General features: G+C 62.8%; 21 protein-coding genes. 15 read left to right on the top strand and 6 right to left on the bottom strand.

Annotation, left to right across the window (positions count from 1 at the left end; genetic code table 11):
* Positions 1-84: 84 nt before the first annotated feature.
* The 4 genes from gyrA to FFI89_RS16990 form a co-directional block, all read right to left on the bottom strand.
* Positions 85-2,823, bottom strand: coding sequence for a DNA gyrase subunit A (gene gyrA / locus FFI89_RS17005; protein WP_138838463.1), 2,739 nt, complete (start codon positions 2,821-2,823; stop codon positions 85-87).
* A gap of 224 nt (positions 2,824-3,047) precedes the next feature.
* Positions 3,048-3,440, bottom strand: a complete 393-nt coding sequence (locus FFI89_RS17000; protein ID WP_138838461.1) for a DUF2306 domain-containing protein — start codon at positions 3,438-3,440, stop codon at positions 3,048-3,050.
* 282 nt (positions 3,441-3,722) lie between these two features.
* Complete coding sequence (locus tag FFI89_RS16995; protein ID WP_138838459.1) at positions 3,723-4,913, bottom strand: NnrS family protein; 1,191 nt, start codon at positions 4,911-4,913, stop codon at positions 3,723-3,725.
* A gap of 27 nt (positions 4,914-4,940) precedes the next feature.
* A complete protein-coding gene (locus FFI89_RS16990) occupies positions 4,941-5,393 on the bottom strand; it encodes a pseudoazurin (protein ID WP_138838457.1) in 453 nt (150 codons plus the stop codon).
* A 145-nt stretch (positions 5,394-5,538) separates the two neighbouring features.
* Here FFI89_RS16990 and FFI89_RS16985 point away from each other — a divergent pair, with 145 nt between their 5' ends.
* Entirely contained in the window at positions 5,539-6,258 is a 720-nt protein-coding gene (locus FFI89_RS16985; RefSeq protein WP_138838455.1) for a Crp/Fnr family transcriptional regulator, read from the top strand.
* Here FFI89_RS16985 and FFI89_RS16980 read toward each other — a convergent pair.
* A complete protein-coding gene (locus FFI89_RS16980; protein WP_138838453.1) occupies positions 6,248-6,454 on the bottom strand; it encodes a DUF1858 domain-containing protein in 207 nt (68 codons plus the stop codon). The genes FFI89_RS16985 and FFI89_RS16980 overlap by 11 nt on opposite strands.
* Positions 6,455-6,625: 171 nt before the next feature.
* Between FFI89_RS16980 and FFI89_RS16975 the strand changes: the two genes are divergently transcribed.
* From FFI89_RS16975 to ccoG, 8 genes are all read left to right on the top strand, one after another.
* Positions 6,626-6,895 carry a biotin attachment protein gene (locus FFI89_RS16975; protein WP_210249007.1) on the top strand — a complete coding sequence of 90 codons (270 nt, stop codon included), beginning with the start codon at positions 6,626-6,628 and terminating at the stop codon, positions 6,893-6,895.
* 1 nt (position 6,896) lies between these two features.
* The gene (locus tag FFI89_RS16970; RefSeq protein WP_138838451.1) at positions 6,897-7,097 is read left to right on the top strand and encodes a hypothetical protein; all 201 of its coding nucleotides are present in this window, start codon (positions 6,897-6,899) and stop codon (positions 7,095-7,097) included.
* Complete coding sequence (locus FFI89_RS16965; protein ID WP_138838449.1) at positions 7,097-7,606, top strand: copper chaperone PCu(A)C; 510 nt, start codon at positions 7,097-7,099, stop codon at positions 7,604-7,606. The genes FFI89_RS16970 and FFI89_RS16965 overlap by 1 nt, the downstream gene beginning before the upstream one ends.
* Positions 7,607-7,616: 10 nt before the next feature.
* Entirely contained in the window at positions 7,617-8,030 is a 414-nt protein-coding gene (locus FFI89_RS16960) for a hypothetical protein (protein ID WP_138838447.1), read from the top strand.
* Between the two features lie 21 nt (positions 8,031-8,051).
* Positions 8,052-8,366, top strand: coding sequence for a hypothetical protein (locus FFI89_RS16955; protein WP_138838445.1), 315 nt, complete (start codon positions 8,052-8,054; stop codon positions 8,364-8,366).
* Between the two features lie 142 nt (positions 8,367-8,508).
* Positions 8,509-9,606 carry a copper-containing nitrite reductase gene (gene nirK / locus FFI89_RS16950; protein ID WP_138838443.1) on the top strand — a complete coding sequence of 366 codons (1,098 nt, stop codon included), beginning with the start codon at positions 8,509-8,511 and terminating at the stop codon, positions 9,604-9,606.
* A 66-nt stretch (positions 9,607-9,672) separates the two neighbouring features.
* The gene (locus FFI89_RS16945) at positions 9,673-10,563 is read left to right on the top strand and encodes an SUMF1/EgtB/PvdO family nonheme iron enzyme (protein ID WP_138838441.1); all 891 of its coding nucleotides are present in this window, start codon (positions 9,673-9,675) and stop codon (positions 10,561-10,563) included.
* Between the two features lie 10 nt (positions 10,564-10,573).
* On the top strand, positions 10,574-12,007 hold the full coding sequence (ccoG, locus tag FFI89_RS16940) for a cytochrome c oxidase accessory protein CcoG (protein WP_138838439.1): 1,434 nt from the start codon (positions 10,574-10,576) through the stop codon (positions 12,005-12,007).
* 55 nt (positions 12,008-12,062) lie between these two features.
* Here the strand turns inward: ccoG and FFI89_RS16935 are convergent, their stop codons facing one another.
* On the bottom strand, positions 12,063-12,560 hold the full coding sequence (locus FFI89_RS16935; protein ID WP_138838437.1) for a single-stranded DNA-binding protein: 498 nt from the start codon (positions 12,558-12,560) through the stop codon (positions 12,063-12,065).
* A 498-nt stretch (positions 12,561-13,058) separates the two neighbouring features.
* Between FFI89_RS16935 and FFI89_RS16930 the strand changes: the two genes are divergently transcribed.
* The 6 genes from FFI89_RS16930 to uvrA all read left to right on the top strand — a co-directional run bounded on the left by FFI89_RS16930 (position 13,059) and on the right by uvrA (position 20,062).
* Positions 13,059-13,823, top strand: coding sequence for an outer membrane protein (locus FFI89_RS16930; RefSeq protein ID WP_138838435.1), 765 nt, complete (start codon positions 13,059-13,061; stop codon positions 13,821-13,823).
* 195 nt (positions 13,824-14,018) lie between these two features.
* Positions 14,019-14,813 carry an outer membrane protein gene (locus tag FFI89_RS16925; RefSeq protein ID WP_138838433.1) on the top strand — a complete coding sequence of 265 codons (795 nt, stop codon included), beginning with the start codon at positions 14,019-14,021 and terminating at the stop codon, positions 14,811-14,813.
* A gap of 191 nt (positions 14,814-15,004) precedes the next feature.
* Positions 15,005-15,769, top strand: a complete 765-nt coding sequence (locus FFI89_RS16920) for an outer membrane protein (protein WP_138838431.1) — start codon at positions 15,005-15,007, stop codon at positions 15,767-15,769.
* A gap of 199 nt (positions 15,770-15,968) precedes the next feature.
* Positions 15,969-16,763: an outer membrane protein gene (locus FFI89_RS16915; protein WP_138838429.1), complete on the top strand. Its 795-nt coding sequence runs from the start codon at positions 15,969-15,971 to the stop codon at positions 16,761-16,763.
* Positions 16,750-17,082, top strand: coding sequence for a hypothetical protein (locus FFI89_RS16910; RefSeq protein WP_138838427.1), 333 nt, complete (start codon positions 16,750-16,752; stop codon positions 17,080-17,082). Before FFI89_RS16915 ends, FFI89_RS16910 begins: the two co-directional genes overlap by 14 nt.
* Positions 17,075-20,062, top strand: coding sequence for an excinuclease ABC subunit UvrA (uvrA, locus tag FFI89_RS16905; protein ID WP_138838425.1), 2,988 nt, complete (start codon positions 17,075-17,077; stop codon positions 20,060-20,062). The genes FFI89_RS16910 and uvrA overlap by 8 nt, the downstream gene beginning before the upstream one ends.
* Positions 20,063-20,082 lie beyond the last annotated feature (20 nt).

Here is a 20,082-nt window from a genome sequence, read left to right as displayed (position 1 = left end):
CAATTGCGCATCGGGGAATCTCGAGATTCTCAGATGTGCAATTGCACATCGTAGCTCGATGCTTCGCATCGCCCCGGAATGACGTCAGTGGCCGTTCCCGTTGCCGTTCTCGCCATTTTCGCCGTCGTCGCCGATATGCTCGACCGACACCACGTGCTCATCCTCGGCGGTGTCGAACACGATCACGCCTTGGGTCGAGCGGCCGGCGATCCGGATGCCCTCGACCGGACAACGGATCAACTGACCCTTGTCGGTCACCAGCATGATCTGGTCGGAATCCTCGACCGGGAACGAGGCCACCAGCTTGCCGTTGCGGTTGTTGACCGACATCGCGACGATGCCTTTGCCGCCGCGTCCGGTGGTGCGGTACTCGTAGGACGAGGTGCGCTTGCCGTAGCCGTTGACGGACACCGTCAGCACGACCTGCTCCTCGGCCGACATCGCGGCATAGCGTTCGGTCGAAAGCTGCTGGATCGCGCCCGAGGTTTCCTCGCCCTCGGTATCCGCGGGCTCGTCGGCCGTGCCCTCGCCGGCCACCGCGCGGCGCATCTTCAAGTAAGCCGTCCGCTCGTCCGAGCTCGCCTCGACATGGCGCAGGATCGACAGCGAGATCAGCGTGTCGTTGGTGCCGAGCGCGATGCCGCGCACGCCCATCGAGGTGCGGCCGGTAAAGACGCGCACGTCGGTCACCGGGAAGCGGATACACTGGCCGCCGGCAGCCGTCAGCAGCACGTCGTCGCGCTCGGTGCATATCTGGACGTCGACGATCGCCTCGCCCTCATCGAGCTTCATGGCGATGATGCCGGAGCGGCGAACATCGACGAAGTCGGACAGCTTGTTGCGGCGGACGTTGCCGCCCGTCGTCGCGAACATGACGTCGAGATTGGCCCAGGAGGATTCATCCTCCGGCAGCGGCATGATGGTGGTGATGCGCTCGCCCTGCTCCAGCGGCAGGATGTTGATCAGCGCCTTGCCGCGCGCGTTCGGCGGTGCCACCGGCAACCGCCAGACCTTTTCCTTGTAAACCTGGCCGCGCGAGGAGAAGAACAGCACCGGCGTATGGGTCGAGGCCACGAACAGCCGTGAGACAAAATCCTCGTCGCGGGTCTGCATGCCCGCCCGGCCCTTGCCGCCGCGGCGCTGCGCCCGGTAGGCCGACAGCGGTACGCGCTTGACGTAGCCGGCATGCGAAACCGTCACCACCATGTCTTCGCGCTGGATCAGGTCTTCGTCCTCGACCTCACCTTCCTGCTCCATGATGACGGTCTTGCGCGGCGTCGCGAAGCCATCCTTGACCTCGGCGAGCTCGGTCTTGACGATGGCTTGAATGCGGGCACGCGAACGCAGGATATCGAGATAGTCGGCGATCTGCACCGCAAGCTTGTCGAGTTCCGTGGAGATTTCCTCGCGGCCGAGCGCTGTCAGCCGCTGCAGGCGCAGGTCGAGAATCGCCTTGGCCTGTTCGAACGACAGCCGCGTGGTGCCGTCCTCGTTGATGCGATGCCGGGGATCGTCGATCAGCGTAATCATCGCCTCGACATCGCGCGCCGGCCAGTCCCGCGACATCAAGATGTCGCGGGCGGTGGTGGGATCCGGCGAGGTCCGGATGACCCGGATCATCTCGTCGATATTGGCAACGGCAATCGCCAGCCCAACCAGGATATGGGCGCGGTCGCGGTCCTTGTTGAGCAGGTATTTGGTGCGGCGGGTGATCACCTGCTCGCGGAACGCAATGAACAGCGTCAGGAAGTCGCGCAGGTTCATGGTCTGCGGGCGACCGGAATCCAGCGCCAGCATATTGGCCGGGAAATTCGATTGCAGCGGCGTGAACCGGTAAAGCTGGTTCAGCACCACTTCGGGCACCGCGTCGCGCTTCAGTTCGACGACGACACGGAAACCGTCGCGATCGGATTCGTCGCGCAGGTCGGAAATGCCCTCGATCTTCTTTTCCTTCACCAGTTCGGCGATGCGCTCGACCATGGTGGCCTTGTTCACCTGGTAGGGAATTTCGCTGATGATGATCGCTTCGCGATCCTTGCGGATGGTGTCGATCGTCACCTTGCCGCGCATCACGATCGAGCCGCGGCCGAGGTGATAGGCCGAACGGATGCCCTGGCGGCCGAGGATGATGCCGCCGGTCGGGAAATCCGGTCCCGGAATGATGTTGATGAGTTCGTCGATGGTGAGCGCGGGATTGTCGATCAACGCCACGCAGGCGTCGATGACCTCGCCGAGATTGTGCGGCGGGATATTGGTCGCCATGCCGACCGCGATGCCGCCGGCGCCGTTGACCAGGAGGTTCGGGAACTTGGCCGGCAGAACCGCCGGTTCCTTCTCGGAGCTGTCGTAGTTCGGAACGAAATCGACGGTGTCCTTGTCGATGTCGCCGAGCACTTCCATCGCCACTTTGGTCAGGCGTGCTTCGGTATATCGGTAGGCGGCCGGTGGATCGCCATCGACGGAACCGAAATTGCCCTGGCCGTCGATGAGCGGCACGCGCATGGAGAAATCCTGCGCCATCCGGACCATCGCGTCGTAAATCGACTGGTCGCCATGCGGATGATATTTACCGATCACGTCGCCGACGACGCGCGCGGATTTGACGTATTTCTTATCGGGCGTGTGCCCCTGCTCGTACATCGAATACAGGATGCGCCGATGCACGGGTTTCAAACCGTCGCGCGCGTCCGGCAGCGCCCGCGCCACGATCACGCTCATGGCGTAATCGAGGTAGGACTTCTTCATCTCGTCGAGGATGGAAACGGGACGAATATCGGAAGGCGCCGGCGGCTCGCCGGGCTTGTTATCTTCAGGGTCAGACAAAGGGGAATCCGGTCAGTTCTCAGATCAGAATCATATAGCGCATCGAGGGTCGAATAACCACCCCGGAGCGCTCTGGCAGGGCTGTTTTTCCCTTCGTTTTTTCATGGACTTACCCGGTTCCGCGACGGGTCGCGCAGAGCGCTCCCGGCCGATCAATTTCGGACCCGGACACAGCCTCGTTTTCCCTCATCGCAAAGGTGCGATTCCAAGGCGCGGCGCGGCCCTCAATGGCCGAAGATCACCGCATGCATAATCCGTCCCGGCACCAACGTGAACAGGCCGGCGACCACCAGTCCGCCGCTGAAGATGCCGATCATGATTCGGCGGTGGCGGCCCACATGGTGCTGGTGCGCGCTGATGACGGCGATCGGCAGCAGCACCAGGATCGACAGCAGATGGATCGGGCTCCAGGGGCCGAACAGCCTGAGCTGGTGGACCCAGAACGAACTGGCGGCTACGGCGGCCATCAGGGCGACCCAGATCCAGCCGATGGTCCGATGCGGCAGCGTTCCCTTGGGGGCGGCAAACTGGACGATCCCCAGCGCCAGCGCGGCCATCGCCGCGAAGGCATGAACGGGTATCGCAGGCGCGGCATCGAGCAATGGCGCAAGGCTCATAACGCAAGGCTCATGGCGGGCTCATCGGGGGTCTGCGGGTGCGGTCAATGGTCGAGACGCAAAGCGACTTAGAGAAAACTCCTAATGTAAATATCATTAACATGACACCCCGTCAAAGCGCCTGCCGCCCCCGCTGAGCCCGAACTTGTTCATGTATCTGCCAGCCAATGCAGCCGTGTGTTACGGCTCTACTTGAGTCGTAAACAAGGCGTAAATTGCTGTTATTCCAAATGAATTTCTTTAGCAGTCAAACCCGCAGAGAGATGCCGAATCTGGAAGACTTCACGCCGCCGCGGGCGCTTGCGCGGGCGGCCTCCGCCAGCCGAACAAGGCCGGCCCGTAGCCGATGGCGAATCCGAGGAATGCCGCCGCCCAAGCGAACGCCGCGACATGCAGCAGTGTGACGCTGTGAGCCGGGTCCATGACCGCGCAGATGCGCGCCACGGCAGCGACGACAATCGAAGCATAGATGCCCTGAGTCGCGATCGACGCCGTCAGTTGCCGGCCGGTATGGCCCAGCGAAGCCCGGCTCATCACCGCCAGCGTCATAACGCCGGCGGCTCCCGCCATCCAGGCGTGGACGCCAGCCCCGGCGGGGACAATACCGAAGGCACTGCAGGCGTTCAGCACGAAGCCGATCGGCAGGAAGGCGTAGCCGACATGAAGGATGAGCAGCAGCCGCTCACGACCGGTCCGGTATCCGGCCCAACGCCCAAGACGAGTGAAGTGCAAAACACCAGCAATGGCGAGCACACAGCCGGTCGCGGTGACACCAGGTGAAACGATCCAGAACACCAACGCGACGGCGCCGACGGCGACGCTCAGCATGTCGAAGCGGGCGAACGGGACCGGCAGCCGGCCCGGATTTTCCCTAACCAGCCAGTTTCGCGTGAAACTCGGAATGATCCGGCCTCCAATCAGCGAGATCAGTAGCACCACGACGGCGATGCCGACACGGATGCCGTATTCAGCGGCGCCGTTGAAATGCGCCTCTAGATGGAACGCGACGTTACCCGCCAGCAAAACGAGGATCAGCGTCACCACGCTGAGGTTGTTCCACTTCTTGCCGGCAATGATTTCGCGGGCCGCGGCGGCTGCGATCAGCAGCAGGAAGCTGCAGTCGATCAGCATCGCCGGCAGCCATCCGGTCTCTGCCGAAAATGTTACGCACGCCCTGCCCGCGATCCAAAGCGCGACCAGAAACATCAGCGGGCGTCCACGCAGCGGCAGCCGCCCGGTCCAGTTCGGAATCGCGGTGAACAAGAATCCCGTGATCACGGCCGGCAGGAAGCCGTACAGCATTTCATGAACGTGCCAGTCACGCGGGATGAACGCAGAGACCAGGCTCAACTGCCCCATGAATACCGGCAGCCAGACCAGGATGGCGAGACCGGCGTAGATCGATCCCAGCAAAAAGAACGGCCGGAAGCCGTACGAGAACAGCACCGGCCCTTGATAGGTTCGTGCACTCATGACGGCTTCCTTGCGATATCGCTTCGGCTATTTCTGCGCGGTCTGGGCGGCAAGCTTGTCGAACAAACCCGCCATCACCTGCTTGGCCTTGCCGACCTGCGGAACGGCCTTGGCTTCGTCGAGATTTGCCGGTGTCCCGACAACGACCATCGCGACCATGCCCATGCCGTAGTGCGGCAGGCACTTCACGCCGTAGATTCCCGGCTTTTCGAAAGTGACAACGACATCCTCGCCACTTTTCCCAACGAAGGGCGCGGCATCCGCCGGCAGCATTCCCTTGATGGTTTCGGCGTTGTGACCCTTGTCGGTGGCGACGAACTTGACCGTGTCGCCCGGAGCCACCTTCACCAGCGCGGGCTCGAATACCATCGTGCCTTCCGCGCCCTTGTTCAGCATCTTCACCTCGATCTCCGCGGCGAAGGCGCCTCCGGCCACGGCCATCAGGGCCGCTGCGGTCGCCAGCAACAGCATCTTGCGCATTGTCGTTCCCCACGTTTTGCCGGCGCCCGCGGGCCGGTTCGGCCGTCGTTTACGGGAATGGCCCGGGGCACTTATTGCGCCAGCGCAAGTCCAGGATTGATCGTTGCGGTATTAACGTTCCCAGTTCCGGAACCGAGGGCCCCCTATGACCAAGGTCGATAGTTCGCTCGTTGCCCATCTGCCGCTATTTGCCGGCTTTTCCGCCGCGAACCTGGAATCGATTCTGGGCGAGGCCCGCTCGATGCGGTTCGCCAGGAACACCGCCATATTCCAGCAGGGCGAGGAAGCGCACTCCTTTTTCGTGTTGCTGCACGGGCATGTGCGGGCCAGCAAGACCACGCCAGCCGGCGAGCAGATCGTGGTGCGCTACGTCGCGACCGGCGAGACTTTCGGGGTCGCCAAGGCGATCGGCCTGCAGCACTACCCGGCGACCGCAACGGCCGTCGACGACAGCGTCGTGCTGGCGTGGCCATCAACAACATGGCCGAGGTTGTTGGAAAAGTTCCCAGCGCTGGCCACCAACACGTTGCAGACTGTCGGCGCTCGCCTTCAGGAGACGCACACCCGCGTCGTGGAGATGTCGACGCAGCAGGTCGAGCAGCGCATCGCGCACGCCCTGTTGCGGCTCGTGAAACAATCCGGACGCAAGGTCGAACATGGCGTGGAAATCGACTTTCCGATCAGCCGTCAGGACATCGCCCAGATGACCGGCACTACCCTGCACACGGTCAGCCGGACGTTGAGCGCCTGGGAAGGCAAAGGCCTGGTGGAGGGCAGCCGACAGAAGATCGTGGTCCGTGAACCGCACCAACTGTTCATACTGGCCCAGGAAAGCCCGGACACAGGCCCCCCGTTCAAGCCATGACCGCATCGGCCGCAACGCGCAGCGCCGCCAGGAACTTGTCGGGATCGATGCCGTGCTCCCTGCAGGCATCCTCCACCGAGTGAAACGACGAGATCGGGCAGCCGACGCATCCCATCCTGAAATCCAGGAACACACGGATCGTCGCCGGCCACGCCGTCATCACCTCGCCAACGATATCGTCAAAACCGATCGGCATGCGCGTCTCCATCTGGACGATATGCATCGGCCGATCGACGCCGGATTTCTTTGCTGCGGAACAAACACCGTAACGAATGATGAAACTCCCGATCGGTTTGCGCTGCCGCAAAGTGCCCACGCCGCATTCGGACCATATTCGGACATCGAAGGAGATCGAAGGAGATCGAATATGAAAATCATCAGAATCAATGCCGACGAAGCTCTCTGGCGCAACAACATGCTGCCGGAAGGCATCCTTGAGCGATGGCTCGTCGCCGACGGCGACACCGCGCACGAAGGGCACGCCGTCGCCCAGATCCGGATCGAAAGCGCGTTGCACGACGTCGTGGCGCCGGCCACTGGCCGGCTCGCCATCTCGGCTCCTACACTTGCCGTGATCGAGCCCGGCTTTCTGCTGGCGACGTTGGCCGTCGATACCGTCGTCGCCTCGGGAGTCTGAGATGCAGGTTCTCAGCTTCATTCTTGCGCTGCTGCTCGATGTGCGGGTGCACATTCCGAACCAGCCGAGCTTCGGGTCAGGTTCCGCACGTGCCGCCTACGGCACGCCGCTGATCCGCGGGATCACGGCTTCTTTCATCACCGCGGCATTGCTGTCGGCTGCGCTCTGGCTGGCTGTTCGCCTCACCATGGAATTGTTATGATGTCGAAGATCACGAAAAGGCTCGTCTGCGCGGTGCTGCTCTCCTGCTTGCTGGTGCCGGCGACACGCGCCGAAGAATCCAACATCGTGGTCACGCAGGCCTGGATCCGTGCCACGCCGGGCGGTTCCAGGGTCGCCGGCGGTTACCTTGCGATCGAGAACAAGGGACCGGCCGTGGACAGACTGCTGTCCGCTTCCACCGAAGCCGCCAGGAAGATCGAAATCCATGAAATGGCCGTTACCGACGGCGTGATGACGATGCGCCCGGTCGAGGGCGGTTTGCCGATCCAGGCCGGAAACACCGTCAAGTTCGCACCCGGTGGACTGCACTTGATGATCGTCGGCCTCTCCGCCCCGCTGCTGCGCGGCGACAAGGTGCCGGTCAATCTGAAGTTCGAGAAAGCCGGTGAAATCGCAGTGTCGTTCGACGTGCAGGCGATGGGCGCGTCGGCGCCCGGACCGCTGAGCCATGTTGCGGATCCCGCGGTCGATGCTGCCGCAAGAATGTAAGGAAAATACGATGACCAAGAAAACGCTTTATGCAACGTGCCTGGTGCTGATGGCGGCGTTGCCGTTGATGGCGGAAGCCGGTCCCAACCTGATTCCGCCGGACGAAAGTTTCTTCGTCCATCTGCACGATCAACGTGCGATGGCCAACGTGACGATCTCCGCGGTCCATGCCGGCGCGGTCGAAATCTCGATCCAGCTTGAGACCGTCGGGGAATTGCCGCTGAAGGCTCAATCGGTATCGGTGACACTGGGCAACCCGGACAAGGGCGTGGCACCGGTGACAACCCAGGCGCAGCAGACCGCTGACGACCAGTGGTCCGTGAAGATGGCCGCATCCGAAGCCGGACGATGGAATCTCGGTCTCGGCATCACGTTGGCGCCCGCCAACACGGTCAACATCGCGGCTCCGATCCTGATCTACTGAGTCCTTCCCGAAAATCTACCGATGAAACGCTGTCCCGGTGGGGCGGCGTTTTGCCGTTTTGCCGGACGGGCCATGAGTGAATTCAGACCCACACCACACCAACACCTCGCCGTCGAAGCCAAGCTCAACATGCTTCTCGGTGCTGCGACCTACGACCGGTTGTTGATCGGCTTCGAGGTTGTCTCGGTCAAGGACGGCGTTCTGCTGGTCCTCGTCGATCCGGACAAGCTTCCTGCCATCAGCCACAGCTATTCCATTCACCTGGCCGTCGCCGTGGAATCTGTGCTCAAGCGCGCCGTGAAATCCGTTGCGCTGAAACCGCGCCCTGAACGCTGAAAAGCCGGACTGATCCTGACTCAGGCGGGCCATTCCAAACAATTCCAAATTCGATGATCTGAACTTGCGCCAGCACAACAAGTTCCGTGCCGTTTCGGGCGATGGTCACGCATCGAACGACCGCCCATATGGGGATGATGTCATGATGAACCGCCGAAATCTGCTGCTTAGCGCAGCCCTTTTCACAGTCGCGATGGCCGCGCCCGCGATGGCAGCCGACGAACCCAAGCTGCCGCGTCAGCACGTCGACCTGGTCGCTCCCCCGTTCGTGCATCCGCATGAGCAGGCCACCAAGGCCGGCCCCAAGATCATCGAGTTCACGCTGCCTATCGAAGAGAAGAAGGTCGTCATCGACAACGAGGGAACGACGTTCCAGGCAATGACCTTCAACGGCTCGATGCCGGGACCGCTGATGGTCGTGCATGAAGGCGACTACGTCGAGGTGACGCTGGTCAATCCAGACACCAACTCGATGCCGCACAACATCGACTTCCATTCAGCGACGGGTGCGCTCGGCGGTGCCGAACTCACGCTCGTCAATCCGGGTGAGCAGGTCACGATCCGCTGGAAAGCAACCCGCACCGGCACCTTTGTCTATCACTGCGCACCGGGCGGCCCGATGATTCCCTGGCACGTCGTATCCGGCATGAACGGCGCAGTGATGGTGCTGCCGCGCGAAGGGCTCACCGACGGCAAGGGCAAGTCCCTGCATTACGACAAGGCGGTCTATATCGGCGAGCAGGACATCTACATCCCGAAGGACGAGAAGGGCAAATACAAGTCCTACGATTCTCCAGGCGAGGCCTACACCGACACCGTCGAAGTGATGCGCAAGCTGGTTCCGACCCACGTCGTGTTCAACGGCAAGGTCGGCGCACTGACAGGCAAGAACGCGTTGACCTCAAAGGTCGGCGAGACTGTGCTGATCGTGCATTCGGAGGCAAATCGCGACAGCCGCCCGCATCTGATCGGCGGCCATGGCGACTACGTCTGGGAAACCGGCAAGTTCAGCAATACGCCGCAGACCGGACTTGAGACCTGGTTCATCCGCGGCGGATCCGCCGGTGCCGCGATGTACACGTTCCTGGAGCCCGGCATCTACGCCTACGTCACCCACAACCTGATCGAGGCCGTAGAGCTGGGCGCCACCGCCCACTTCAAGGTCGAAGGCAAATGGAACGACGACCTGATGACCCAAGTGAAGGCGCCATCGGAAATTCCCGTGCCAAAGACGAACTGATCGAGACGAACTGACGAAGACCGGGTGCCGGCATTGTCCAGCACCCTCCTCCGAATCGAGCCGGCCATGCTGATCGCATTCAAAATCAAGTTGGCACTTGCCTGCGCAGCGGGCCTTGCAGGGCCGCTGGCCGTGGCGCCGCTGGTGATGGAGCGTGACGTTGCCGATGCCGGCCTGCGCGACCGCCAGGCCATCGTCGAACTGCATCCCGGCTCGGTCTCCTATCGCGTCAACGGCGACTTCACCCGTGCCGGCAAGCAAGCGGCGGCGCCTCTCGTTCAGGTCAGTCTTTCCAGACCGCTTGCGATCATACAGCACCAGGTGAGTTCATCCGACTACCAGCGTTGCGTCGATGACGGCGCCTGCCGCGCGCTCGACCGCGGCGTGGTCGTCGCCGCCGATCGCCCCGCCGTCCAGATCAGTTGGCATGACGCCAACGGCTATGCCGCGTGGCCGTCGGGCAAGACCGGCGAGACCTGGCGGCTGCCGACCGACGAGGAATGGGCGTTCGCCGCCGGCAGCAAGGTCAGGGACGACGGCAACGCGATCGACGACAACGATCCTTCAAAACGCTGGATCGCCCGCTACGAACGCGAGGCGGACCGCGCTCCGTCCGACCCCGGCACTCGGACGTTCGGGGCCTTCGGCGCCAACGAAAACGGCCTGCTGGATGTCGGCGGCAACGTCTGGGAATGGACCGCGACCTGCTTCGTCCGCCACGTGCTGGACGACACCGGTAACGTCGTCTCCAAAAGCCCGAACTGCGGCGTGCGCGTCGTCGAAGGACAGCATCGCGCCTATGTCACCGACTTCATTCGTGATGCGAAGGCCGGCGGTTGCGCGGTCGGCGTTCCCCCGGACAACCTCGGCTTTCGCCTGGTCATCGAGCGCGATCGGTGGCCCGGCGTGCAGGACCTTGTCAGCCGCGCGACATTCAAATTCAAAGCTTTGATCTGAACGGTCGAACATGGCGCTCACCATCGAGATCGATCACGCCCGCGCGCGCGCCAAGAAGGCGGCCGCGTCTGGCACGACCGCCAAGGTCGTCCCGCAATCCGTGAAAGGCCGCATCCGCCGGCTCAAATGGGTCATCCTGGTTCTGACCCTCGGCGTCTATTACACCGCACCGTTCCTGCGGTGGGACCGCGGTCCGGGCGAGCCGAGCCAGGCGATCCTGCTCGATTTCGAGCATGGCCGGCTCTACGGCTTCTTCATCGAGATCTGGCCACAGGAGCTCTATTACGTTACCGGGCTGATGATCCTGGCCGCCGCCATCTTGATCCTGGCGAATGCGTTGGCAGGCCGCGTTTGGTGCGGCTTCGCCTGTCCGCAGACGGTGTGGACCGACCTCTTCCTGCTGGTGGAACGGTTGATCGAAGGCGACCGGCGCGAGCGGCTGAAGAAGATCGGCGCGCCGCTTACGTTTCGCCGGATCGCAGAGATCGGCGCCAAGCATGCCGCCTGGCTCGCGATCTCATTCGCAACCGGGGGCGCGCTGGTTTTTTATTTTGCCGACGCTCCCCAGCTTATCCGCGCGATTGTGCATGGTGAGGCCTCCGCCTCGGTCTGGACCTGGATCACGGTGTTTGCCGGAACGAGCTATGGCCTGGCAGGCTTTGCGCGCGACCAGGTCTGCACGTTCATGTGCCCGTGGCCGCGACTGCAGGGCGCGATCTGGGATCCCGAAGCCTACACGGTCAACTATCGCGATTATCGCGGCGAACAGCGGACCTCGGCGAAGAAGGCCATCGAGCTGCGAAGTCGCGGCGAAAAGGCCGGGGACTGCGTCGCCTGCAACCTATGTGTCACGGTCTGTCCGATCGGCCTCGACATCCGCGAGGGACCGAACTTCGCCTGCATCAATTGCGGACTCTGCGTCGACGCCTGCGACAACGTGATGGCGTCGCTATCCCGCCCGCGCGGGCTGATCGACTACGAAAGCTGGAACAACATCGAGCGCGAACGTAAGGGCGAAGCCCGCGTTTCACGCCTCGTCCGTCCGAAGACGGTCGGGCTTGCCGGCGCCTGCGTGGCGTTGGCTGCGGGAATGGCCATCATGTTCGCCAACCGCACGACCGGTTCGATCACCGTCGAACATGACCGCAGCCCGCTGGCGGTAATGTTGTCGGACGGCTCAGTCCGCAACGGCTATACGATCAAGCTGCTCAACAAATCCGGTGTGCCGCACGCGTTCGAGTTGAAAGCGGAAGGCGCGGAGGCAAGCCTGACACTTATCGGGGGCGAGCCCGGTAAGCCCGTGACCGTACCGGCCGACGGCTCCGAGGCCGTCCGCGTCGCCGTCACCATGGTCCACCCCGTGAGCGGCAGCATCCGGTTCGTGGCAAGGGACCTTGCAGGAAAGCAGGTGCTTTCGGCGGTCGACCGCTTTGTCGTGCCATAGGCGACCGAACAACGGCTCGGTGCGATCAACCGGATGATCGCTCTAATACCTCGTCCTAGAACGGAATATCGTCGTCCATGTCGTTGTTGCGCGCGCCGGCGCCGGCCGCAACCGCGCGCCGCGGCGCCGAACTGACCGAGCGCTCGGCGCCGAAATCGCCGCCGGAATCGTCCGAGCCGAAGCTGCCGCCAGCGCCGCCGCTGCGGCCGTCGAGCATCGTCAGCGTCGAGTTGAAGCCCTGCAGCACGACTTCGGTCGAGTATTTCTCGACGCCGGCCTGGTCGGTCCATTTGCGGGTCTGCAGCGCGCCCTCGATGTAAACCTTGGCGCCCTTCTTCAGATACTGCTCGGCGACCTTGCAAAGCCCTTCATTGAAGATGACGACGCGGTGCCACTCGGTCTTTTCCTTGCGCTCGCCGGTGTTCTTGTCGCGCCATGTTTCGCTGGTCGCGATGCTCAGATTGGCGATCGGCCGCCCGTCCTGTGTCCGCCGGATTTCCGGATCCTTGCCGAGATTTCCGACCAGAATCACCTTGTTCACGCTTCCCGCCATCGCCGCTCTCCACTCAAAATCACTGTCAAGACATCGCCGGGCCTGCCGTCACACGCCGGCCGCCTGCAGCTTCAACCTGTCGCTTTGTCCGTCATCCTGTCCGACCAAAGGCCAAACCCAGGACCATCCGAAGCGACCCTATACGCTCGCCGGCGTTGCCGACTTAGCGTTCGATCGGCAATCCCCCGGTTATCCACATATAGCACGCCCGAAACCAATGTTCCAGTTTTGTTCCACGCAACCGCACGTCATCCAGTGCTCACTTTGCGCGAGCCCGAAGCGAACCGCCAAAGTGGAACCCGGTTCTTCTCAGCGCGGCCGAAATACCATAAACAAATCATTAACTTGCCGGACCGCATTTCGCCCCCGAGTGTTGCATTTCGGCGACGGCTTTTTCAATCGATCCGGCGTATGGATTGTTCCAACGATGCGGCGCTCGCGTCATCACGAAAACGCTTCGGGACCAACGAGAAGCGGCCAACAGCTGGAGAGTGGACCATGAAGAAGTTTCTGCTGGGCACGGTTGCCCTCGTCGCCTTCGCGGCTCCCGCCGCTGCTGCCGATCTCGCTGCGCGTCCCTACACCAAGGCGCCCGCCCCGATGATCGCTGCCGTCTATGACTGGAGCGGCTTCTACATCGGCGCCAACGGCGGCTGGGGTTCGAGCCGCAACTGCTACACCAACACCGCCATTGGCGGCATCGCCACTGCTCTGGTTGCCGAAGGTTGCCATGACGCGACCGGCGGCACCGCGGGCGGCCAGATCGGCTACCGCTGGCAGGCCGGCAACTGGGTGTTCGGCCTGGAAGCGCAAGGCAACTGGGCTGACTTCCGCGGCAGCAATGCCAGCCTCGCCACGCTCGGCGTCTCGACCAACCGCACCAAGATCGATGCCTTCGGCCTGTTCACCGGCCAGATCGGCTACGCCTGGAACAACGCCCTGCTCTATGTGAAGGGTGGCGCCGCGGTTACCGACAACCGTTATGAAGGCGTGTTGACCGCTACCAACCTCGTGATCGATCGCACCAGCGAAACCCGCTGGGGCGGCGCGGTCGGCGCCGGCGTCGAATTCGGCTTCGCGCCGAACTGGTCGGCCGCAGTCGAATACGACCATCTGTTTATGGGAACGAACGGCAACACCTTCACCAGCGTCAACCCGGTCGCAGGCCTGAACACCCGCACCGACAGCATCAAGCAGGACGCCGACCTCATTACCGTCCGCGTCAACTACCGCTGGGGTGGCCCGGTCATCGCGAAGTACTGATACAAGCAGCGTCAAACAGGATACTGAAAGGCTGGCCTCGCGCCGGCCTTTTTGTTTTTGGGGCCGCAAGTTCCCCCTGCTCCGGCCCGCAGGCTGCGTTATCTTCCGGAGTGTGTTCGCGCTGCTACAGCGTTCCAGGTTGTGACGGGGTAAACTCGTGGTTGAAGTTCAATCGTGAGAATCGGGGAGACTTTCATGAAGAAGCTCATTTCAGCCGCACTTGGCCTCGCTGCGCTCGGCTTGGCCGCGCCCGCCTCAGCCGCCGATCTGGCCGCCCGTCCCTACACCAAGGCGCCTCCGCCCATGGTTGCCGCAATCTACGACTGGAGCGGATTCTATATTGGTATCAACGGTGGCGGCGCATGGTCCCACAAATGCTGGGATACGGGTCCGTTCACCTTCGGTGTGATTGCCGTGTTTACGAGCCCCGGCGGACGTGAAGGTTGTCACGATGCGTCCGGCGGCGTGGTCGGTGGTCAGGCCGGCTACCGCTGGCAGGCCGGCGCCTGGGTGTTCGGATTGGAAGCCCAAGGCGACTGGGCTGATCTGACGGCATCCAATACCAGCTTGATTTTCGTGCCCGGGGGCAGGTTTGTGACTGGCGTCACCAACAACACCAAGATCGACGCGATCGGCGTGTTCACCGGTCAGATCGGTTACGCCTGGAACAACGTGCTGTTCTACGTGAAGGGCGGCGGCATGGTGGTCAACGACAAGTTCCAGGGAACCGCCACCGGTATCGGTACAGTGCTCGATAATGTCAGCGATACCCGCTGGGGCGGCGCAGTTGGAGCCGGCCTCGATTTCGGTATTACGCCGAACGTCGTTTTGGGCATCGACTACGTCCATGGCTTCATGGGCAACCGCAACCTGACCTTTGTTTCCACCACCGGTGCGTTTTCGCGCACCGAGACCATCCGTCAGGACATCGACATGGTCACCGCCCGCCTGAGCTACAAGTTCGGCGGCCCGGTTATCGCCAAGTATTGAGCTTACTGCGTCAACGGACTGCGAAAGGCCGGCCTCGCGCCGGCCTTTTTGTTTGCCTGCTTTCGCATGGCGAAATCGAACCGGTGCGACATTATGTCAAACTGTGACCAAGATGTAACAGCCATCGACTGCACGCCTTGGTAGCTTGGGAACAACGAAAGTCTCCAGAATAGATTCCCAAGGGGTACGAGATGAGAAAATTTCTGCTCGCCGCAGTCGGTGTCGGCGCGCTGGCCCTCACGCCCCCGGCCTCGGCGGCGGATCTCGCCGCCCGCCCCTACAACAAGGCGCCGGCGCCGATGATTGCCGCGGTCTATGACTGGAGCGGCTTCTATGTCGGTCTCAATGGCGGCGGCGGATCGAGCCACAACTGCTGGAACCTGACCAGCGACAATGGCGTCGCGCTTGCGAATACCCCGCGTGAGGGCTGCCACAACGCGACCGGCGGACTTGCCGGCGGTCAGTTCGGCTACCGCTGGCAGTCGGCCAACTGGGTGTTCGGTGTCGAAGCCCAGGGCGATTGGGCCAACCTGACGGGATCGAGTTCGAGTGCAACGGCGATCATTCCCTTCAGCAACCAGACCAAGATCGACGCCATCGGTCTCTTCACCGGCCAGGTCGGCTACGCCTGGAGCAACATCCTGCTCTACGTGAAGGGCGGCGCTGCGGTCACCGACAACAAATACAGCAACGTCTTCACCGCAACCGGCGTCGTGTTCAATTCGGCGAGCGGCACCCGTTGGGGTGGCACCGTGGGCGCCGGCTTCGAAGTCGGCTTTGCGCCGAACTGGTCCGTCGCCGTCGAATACGACCACCTGTTCATGGGCACTCCGAATATTGTCTTCCCGGCAACGGCCATCGCGGTTTCACGCGCCGACAACATTCGCCAGGACGTCGACATGGCAACCGTCCGCGTAAACTACCGCTGGGGCGGCCCGGTGATCGCGAAATACTGAGCTTCGCCGCCTCCCTCGAGCAGACTAAAGGCCGGCCTCGCGCCGGCCTTTTGTTTTGCGGCCGGAAATCTCTTCTGCGCCGGCCTCGCCGGCCCGGGTTCGGTTATCTCCCGGGATGTGCTTTCGCGGCTACAGCCTTCCTGGTTGTGACGGGGTAGATTTGTTCCCGAAGTTATATTGCGAACTTGGAGATTTTTACATGAAGAAGCTCGTTTCGACTGTACTGGGCCTCGCAGCGCTCGGCCTTGCCGCCCCCGCCTCGGCCGCCGATCTGGCCGCCCGTCCCTACACCAAGGCGCCGGCGCCGGTGATTGCCGCCGTCTATGACTGGAGCGGCTTCTATCTCGGTATCAACGGCGGCGGCGGCTGGAGCCACAAGTGCTGGGACCGTACCGCGGGACGGAGCACGATCTTCGTGACGTCGATTGCCGAGGGATGCCATGATGCGAGCGGCGGCACCATCGGCGGTCAGGTCGGCTATCGCTGGCAGAGCGCAGCCTGGGTGTTCGGCATCGAAGCGCAGGGCAACTGGGCCGACATCAAGGGCTCGAACGTCAGCGATATCTTCTTCCGCGCTCTGGGCGACTCCTCAAACCAGACCAAGATCGATTCCTTTGGCCTGTTCACCGGCCAGGTTGGCTATTCCTGGAACACGTTCCTGCTCTATGTGAAGGGCGGCGCAGCCGTCACCCACGACAAGTACAATGGCTTCATCACTAACGCGGCGATCCTGAATCCCAACGTCGACTCGGCGAGCGAAACCCGCTGGGGTGGCGTGGTCGGTGTTGGCGGCGAATTCGCCTTTTCCCGGAACTGGTCGTTCGCGCTCGAATACGATCATCTCTTCATGGGCGATCGTGACGTCACGTTCACGGGCACGGGCACGGCGCCTTTTATCGGCACCACCCGCACCGATCGCATCCGTCAGGACGTCGATCTGTTCACAGCCCGTTTGAACTACCGGTTCGGCGGCCCGGTGATTGCGAAGTACTGAGCTTGGCTTTCAGCCGACCAAATACCGAAAGGCCGGCCTCGCGCCGGCCTTTTTGTTTGTCGGCGGAACTTATGTTTGCCCGGAGCTGCTGACCGCTGCTGCCAAATCTCCGTCTGACGCGTTTTCTTCACGCGAACCGATACCCACTTCGCTTGAAAACGCCATGGACCAAAACAATCCGTTGATGGCTAGCCGCCAGCACTGGAAATCCTTCCCCGTTCTTCCTACGTTCCAGCTTTCACTCATCGGCGTCCCGGACCTCCCGGCGGTGCGCCCAACGTCGTGCGTCACACGCGCCTGGAAATACCGCTATGGATGAAATCCTGAGGGCGAAGCGCCAACAGAACGCCGGCTCGGCCTCGCGCGCGATCACGATCCGCGGCGCGCGCGAGCACAATCTCAAGAACATCGACGTCGAGATTCCCCGCGACAAGCTCGCGGTGTTCACCGGGCTGTCCGGCTCCGGAAAATCCTCGCTCGCGTTCGACACCATCTATGCCGAAGGCCAGCGGCGTTATGTCGAGTCGCTATCGGCCTATGCGCGCCAGTTCCTCGAGATGATGCAGAAGCCCGACGTCGACCAGATCGACGGGCTGTCGCCGGCGATCTCGATCGAGCAGAAGACCACCTCGAAGAATCCGCGCTCCACCGTCGGCACCGTCACCGAGATCTACGACTACATGCGGCTGTTGTGGGCCCGCGTCGGCGTGCCCTATTCGCCCGCCACCGGTCTGCCGATCGAAAGCCAGCTGGTATCGCAGATGGTCGACCGCGTGCTTGATCTGCCCGAGGGCACGCGGCTCTATCTGCTGGCGCCGGTCGCGCGCGGCCGCAAGGGCGAATACAAGAAGGAGCTCGCCGAATACCTCAAGAAGGGGTTTCAGCGCGTCAAGATCGACGGCACCTTCTACGAACTGTCAGAGGCGCCGGCTCTCGACAAGAAATTCCCGCACGACATCGACGTCGTGGTCGACCGTATCGTGGTGCGGCCGGATATCGGCCAGCGGCTTGCGGAAAGTTTCGAGACCGCGCTGAAGCTCGCCGAAGGCCTCGCCGTGATCGAATACGCCGACGCGCCCGCGGGTGCTGCGGAAGAAAAGAAATCCGACAAGAAGACCGCAAAGATCCACGACAAGAGCGGGCCGGAACGGATTCTGTTCTCGGAAAAGTTCGCCTGTCCGGTGTCCGGCTTCACCATTCCCGAAATCGAGCCCAGGCTCTTCTCTTTCAACAATCCCTATGGCGCCTGCCCGGCCTGCGGCGGCCTCGGCGTCGAGCAGCATATCGACGAAGACCTCGTCATTCCCGACAAGGAAATGACCCTGCGCAAGGGCGCGATCGCGCCCTGGGCCAAATCGTCGTCGCCCTATTACATCCAGACCCTGACGGCACTTGGAAAATTCTACAAGTTCACGCTCGACACCAAGTGGAAGGACCTGCCGAAGAAGACGCAGGCCGCGCTGCTGCACGGCTCCGGCGACGACGAGATCAAGTTCTCCTATGAGGACGGGGTGCGTTCCTACGACACCAAGAAGCCGTTCGAGGGTGTCGTCACCAACCTCGAGCGCCGCTTCCGCGAGACCGAGAGCGAGTGGGCGCGCGAGGAACTGGCAAAGTATTTCTCTGACGTCCCCTGCGCCGGCTGCAACGGCTATCGCCTCAAGCCCGAGGCTTTGTGCGTCAAGATCGGCGGCAAGCACATCGGCGAAATCTCCGAGCTTTCGGTCAAACGCGCCGGCGAATGGTTCGAGAGCGTGCCGGCGGCGCTGACCGCGCAGCAGAACGAGATCGCGGTGCGCGTGCTGAAGGAGATCCGCGAGCGGCTGTCGTTCCTGCTCGACGTCGGCCTCAACTACCTGACCCTGGCGCGCGCCTCCGGCACATTGTCGGGCGGCGAGAGCCAGCGCATCCGGCTGGCCTCGCAGATCGGCTCGGGCCTGACCGGCGTGCTCTATGTGCTGGACGAGCCTTCGATCGGCCTGCACCAGCGCGACAATGCGCGGCTGCTGGAGACGCTGAAGCGGCTGCGCGATCTCGGCAATACCGTGATCGTGGTCGAACATGACGAGGACGCCATTCGTCTCGCCGATTTCGTGCTCGACATCGGCCCCGGCGCCGGCATGCATGGCGGCCACATCGTGGCTCGCGGCACGCCCGCCGAGATCATGAACAATCCGAAGTCGCTGACCGGCAAGTATCTCACCGGCGAATTGTCGGTGCCGATCCCCGAGCGCAAGCCACCGAACCATCGCCGCACCATCAAGGTGATCAACGCCCGCGGCAACAATTTGAAAAACGTCTCGGCGGAAATTCCGCTGGGGCTGTTCACCGCCGTCACCGGCGTTTCCGGCGGCGGCAAGTCGACGCTGCTGATCGACACGCTCTACAAGGCCATCGCCCGCAAGCTCAACAACGCCAGCGAGGGCGCCGCCCCGCACGACCGCATCGAGGGGCTGGAGCATATCGACAAGATCATCGACATCGACCAGTCGCCGATCGGCCGCACCCCGCGCTCCAACCCCGCGACCTATACCGGCGCGTTCACGCCGATCCGCGAATGGTTCGCCGGCCTGCCCGAAGCCAAGGCGCGCGGCTACGAGCCGGGGCGGTTCTCGTTCAACGTCAAGGGCGGCCGCTGCGAGGCCTGTCAGGGCGACGGCGTCATCAAGATCGAGATGCACTTTCTGCCCGACGTCTACGTCACCTGCGACGCCTGCAAGGGCAAGCGCTACAACCGCGAGACGCTCGAAGTCCTGTTCAAGGGCAAGAGCATCGCCGACGTGCTCGACATGACCGTCGAGGAAGCCGCCGAGTTCTTCAAGGCGGTCCCCCGTGTTCGCGAAACCTTCAAGACGCTGCACCGCGTCGGCCTCGACTATATCCATGTCGGCCAGCAGGCCACGACGCTGTCCGGCGGCGAAGCCCAGCGCGTCAAGCTCGCCAAGGAATTGTCAAAGCGCGCCACCGGCCGCACGCTCTATATCCTCGACGAGCCGACCACCGGCCTGCATTTCCACGACGTCGCCAAGCTTCTCGAAGTGCTGCACGAGCTGGTGTCGCAGGGCAATACGGTTGTCGTGATCGAGCACAACCTCGAAGTCATCAAGACCGCCGACTGGGTGATCGACCTCGGCCCCGAAGGCGGTGACGGCGGCGGCGAAATCGTCGCCTGGGGCCCGCCGGAGGATATCGTCAAGGCGCCGCGCAGCTATACCGGAAAGTTTCTGGCGCCGGTGCTGGCGAAGGCGGACGCGCCGCGGAAGAAGCGGAGTGGCGGGGCGAGCGAGGCGGCGGAGTAGCGTCGTTCCTTAAATTGAGG

The organism is Bradyrhizobium sp. KBS0727, assembly GCF_005937885.2.
In the GTDB taxonomy this organism is placed as follows: Bacteria; Pseudomonadota; Alphaproteobacteria; order Rhizobiales; family Xanthobacteraceae; genus Bradyrhizobium.
Note: the sequence above shows the minus strand (reverse complement) of the source record. Positions and strands in the feature narration are given on the sequence as shown.

Excerpts from the sequence above, each read along its gene's own strand:
- ccoG (WP_138838439.1), top strand. The coding sequence starts at position 10,574 with ATGGCGCTCACCATCGAGATCGATCACGCCCGCGCGCGCGCCAAGAAG.
- FFI89_RS16965 (WP_138838449.1), top strand. The coding sequence starts at position 7,097 with ATGTCGAAGATCACGAAAAGGCTCGTCTGCGCGGTGCTGCTCTCCTGC.
- FFI89_RS17000 (WP_138838461.1), bottom strand. The coding sequence starts at position 3,440 with ATGAGCCTTGCGCCATTGCTCGATGCCGCGCCTGCGATACCCGTTCAT.
- FFI89_RS16915 (WP_138838429.1), top strand. The coding sequence starts at position 15,969 with ATGAAGAAGCTCGTTTCGACTGTACTGGGCCTCGCAGCGCTCGGCCTT.
- FFI89_RS16945 (WP_138838441.1), top strand. The coding sequence starts at position 9,673 with ATGCTGATCGCATTCAAAATCAAGTTGGCACTTGCCTGCGCAGCGGGC.
- FFI89_RS16930 (WP_138838435.1), top strand. The coding sequence starts at position 13,059 with ATGAAGAAGTTTCTGCTGGGCACGGTTGCCCTCGTCGCCTTCGCGGCT.
- FFI89_RS16970 (WP_138838451.1), top strand. The coding sequence starts at position 6,897 with ATGCAGGTTCTCAGCTTCATTCTTGCGCTGCTGCTCGATGTGCGGGTG.
- uvrA (WP_138838425.1), top strand. The coding sequence starts at position 17,075 with ATGGATGAAATCCTGAGGGCGAAGCGCCAACAGAACGCCGGCTCGGCC.
- FFI89_RS16990 (WP_138838457.1), bottom strand. The coding sequence starts at position 5,393 with ATGCGCAAGATGCTGTTGCTGGCGACCGCAGCGGCCCTGATGGCCGTG.
- FFI89_RS16995 (WP_138838459.1), bottom strand. The coding sequence starts at position 4,913 with ATGAGTGCACGAACCTATCAAGGGCCGGTGCTGTTCTCGTACGGCTTC.
- FFI89_RS16975 (WP_210249007.1), top strand. The coding sequence starts at position 6,626 with ATGAAAATCATCAGAATCAATGCCGACGAAGCTCTCTGGCGCAACAAC.
- FFI89_RS16935 (WP_138838437.1), bottom strand. The coding sequence starts at position 12,560 with ATGGCGGGAAGCGTGAACAAGGTGATTCTGGTCGGAAATCTCGGCAAG.
- nirK (WP_138838443.1), top strand. The coding sequence starts at position 8,509 with ATGATGAACCGCCGAAATCTGCTGCTTAGCGCAGCCCTTTTCACAGTC.
- FFI89_RS16920 (WP_138838431.1), top strand. The coding sequence starts at position 15,005 with ATGAGAAAATTTCTGCTCGCCGCAGTCGGTGTCGGCGCGCTGGCCCTC.
- FFI89_RS16985 (WP_138838455.1), top strand. The coding sequence starts at position 5,539 with ATGACCAAGGTCGATAGTTCGCTCGTTGCCCATCTGCCGCTATTTGCC.
- FFI89_RS16960 (WP_138838447.1), top strand. The coding sequence starts at position 7,617 with ATGACCAAGAAAACGCTTTATGCAACGTGCCTGGTGCTGATGGCGGCG.
- FFI89_RS16980 (WP_138838453.1), bottom strand. The coding sequence starts at position 6,454 with ATGCCGATCGGTTTTGACGATATCGTTGGCGAGGTGATGACGGCGTGG.
- FFI89_RS16925 (WP_138838433.1), top strand. The coding sequence starts at position 14,019 with ATGAAGAAGCTCATTTCAGCCGCACTTGGCCTCGCTGCGCTCGGCTTG.
- FFI89_RS16955 (WP_138838445.1), top strand. The coding sequence starts at position 8,052 with ATGAAACGCTGTCCCGGTGGGGCGGCGTTTTGCCGTTTTGCCGGACGG.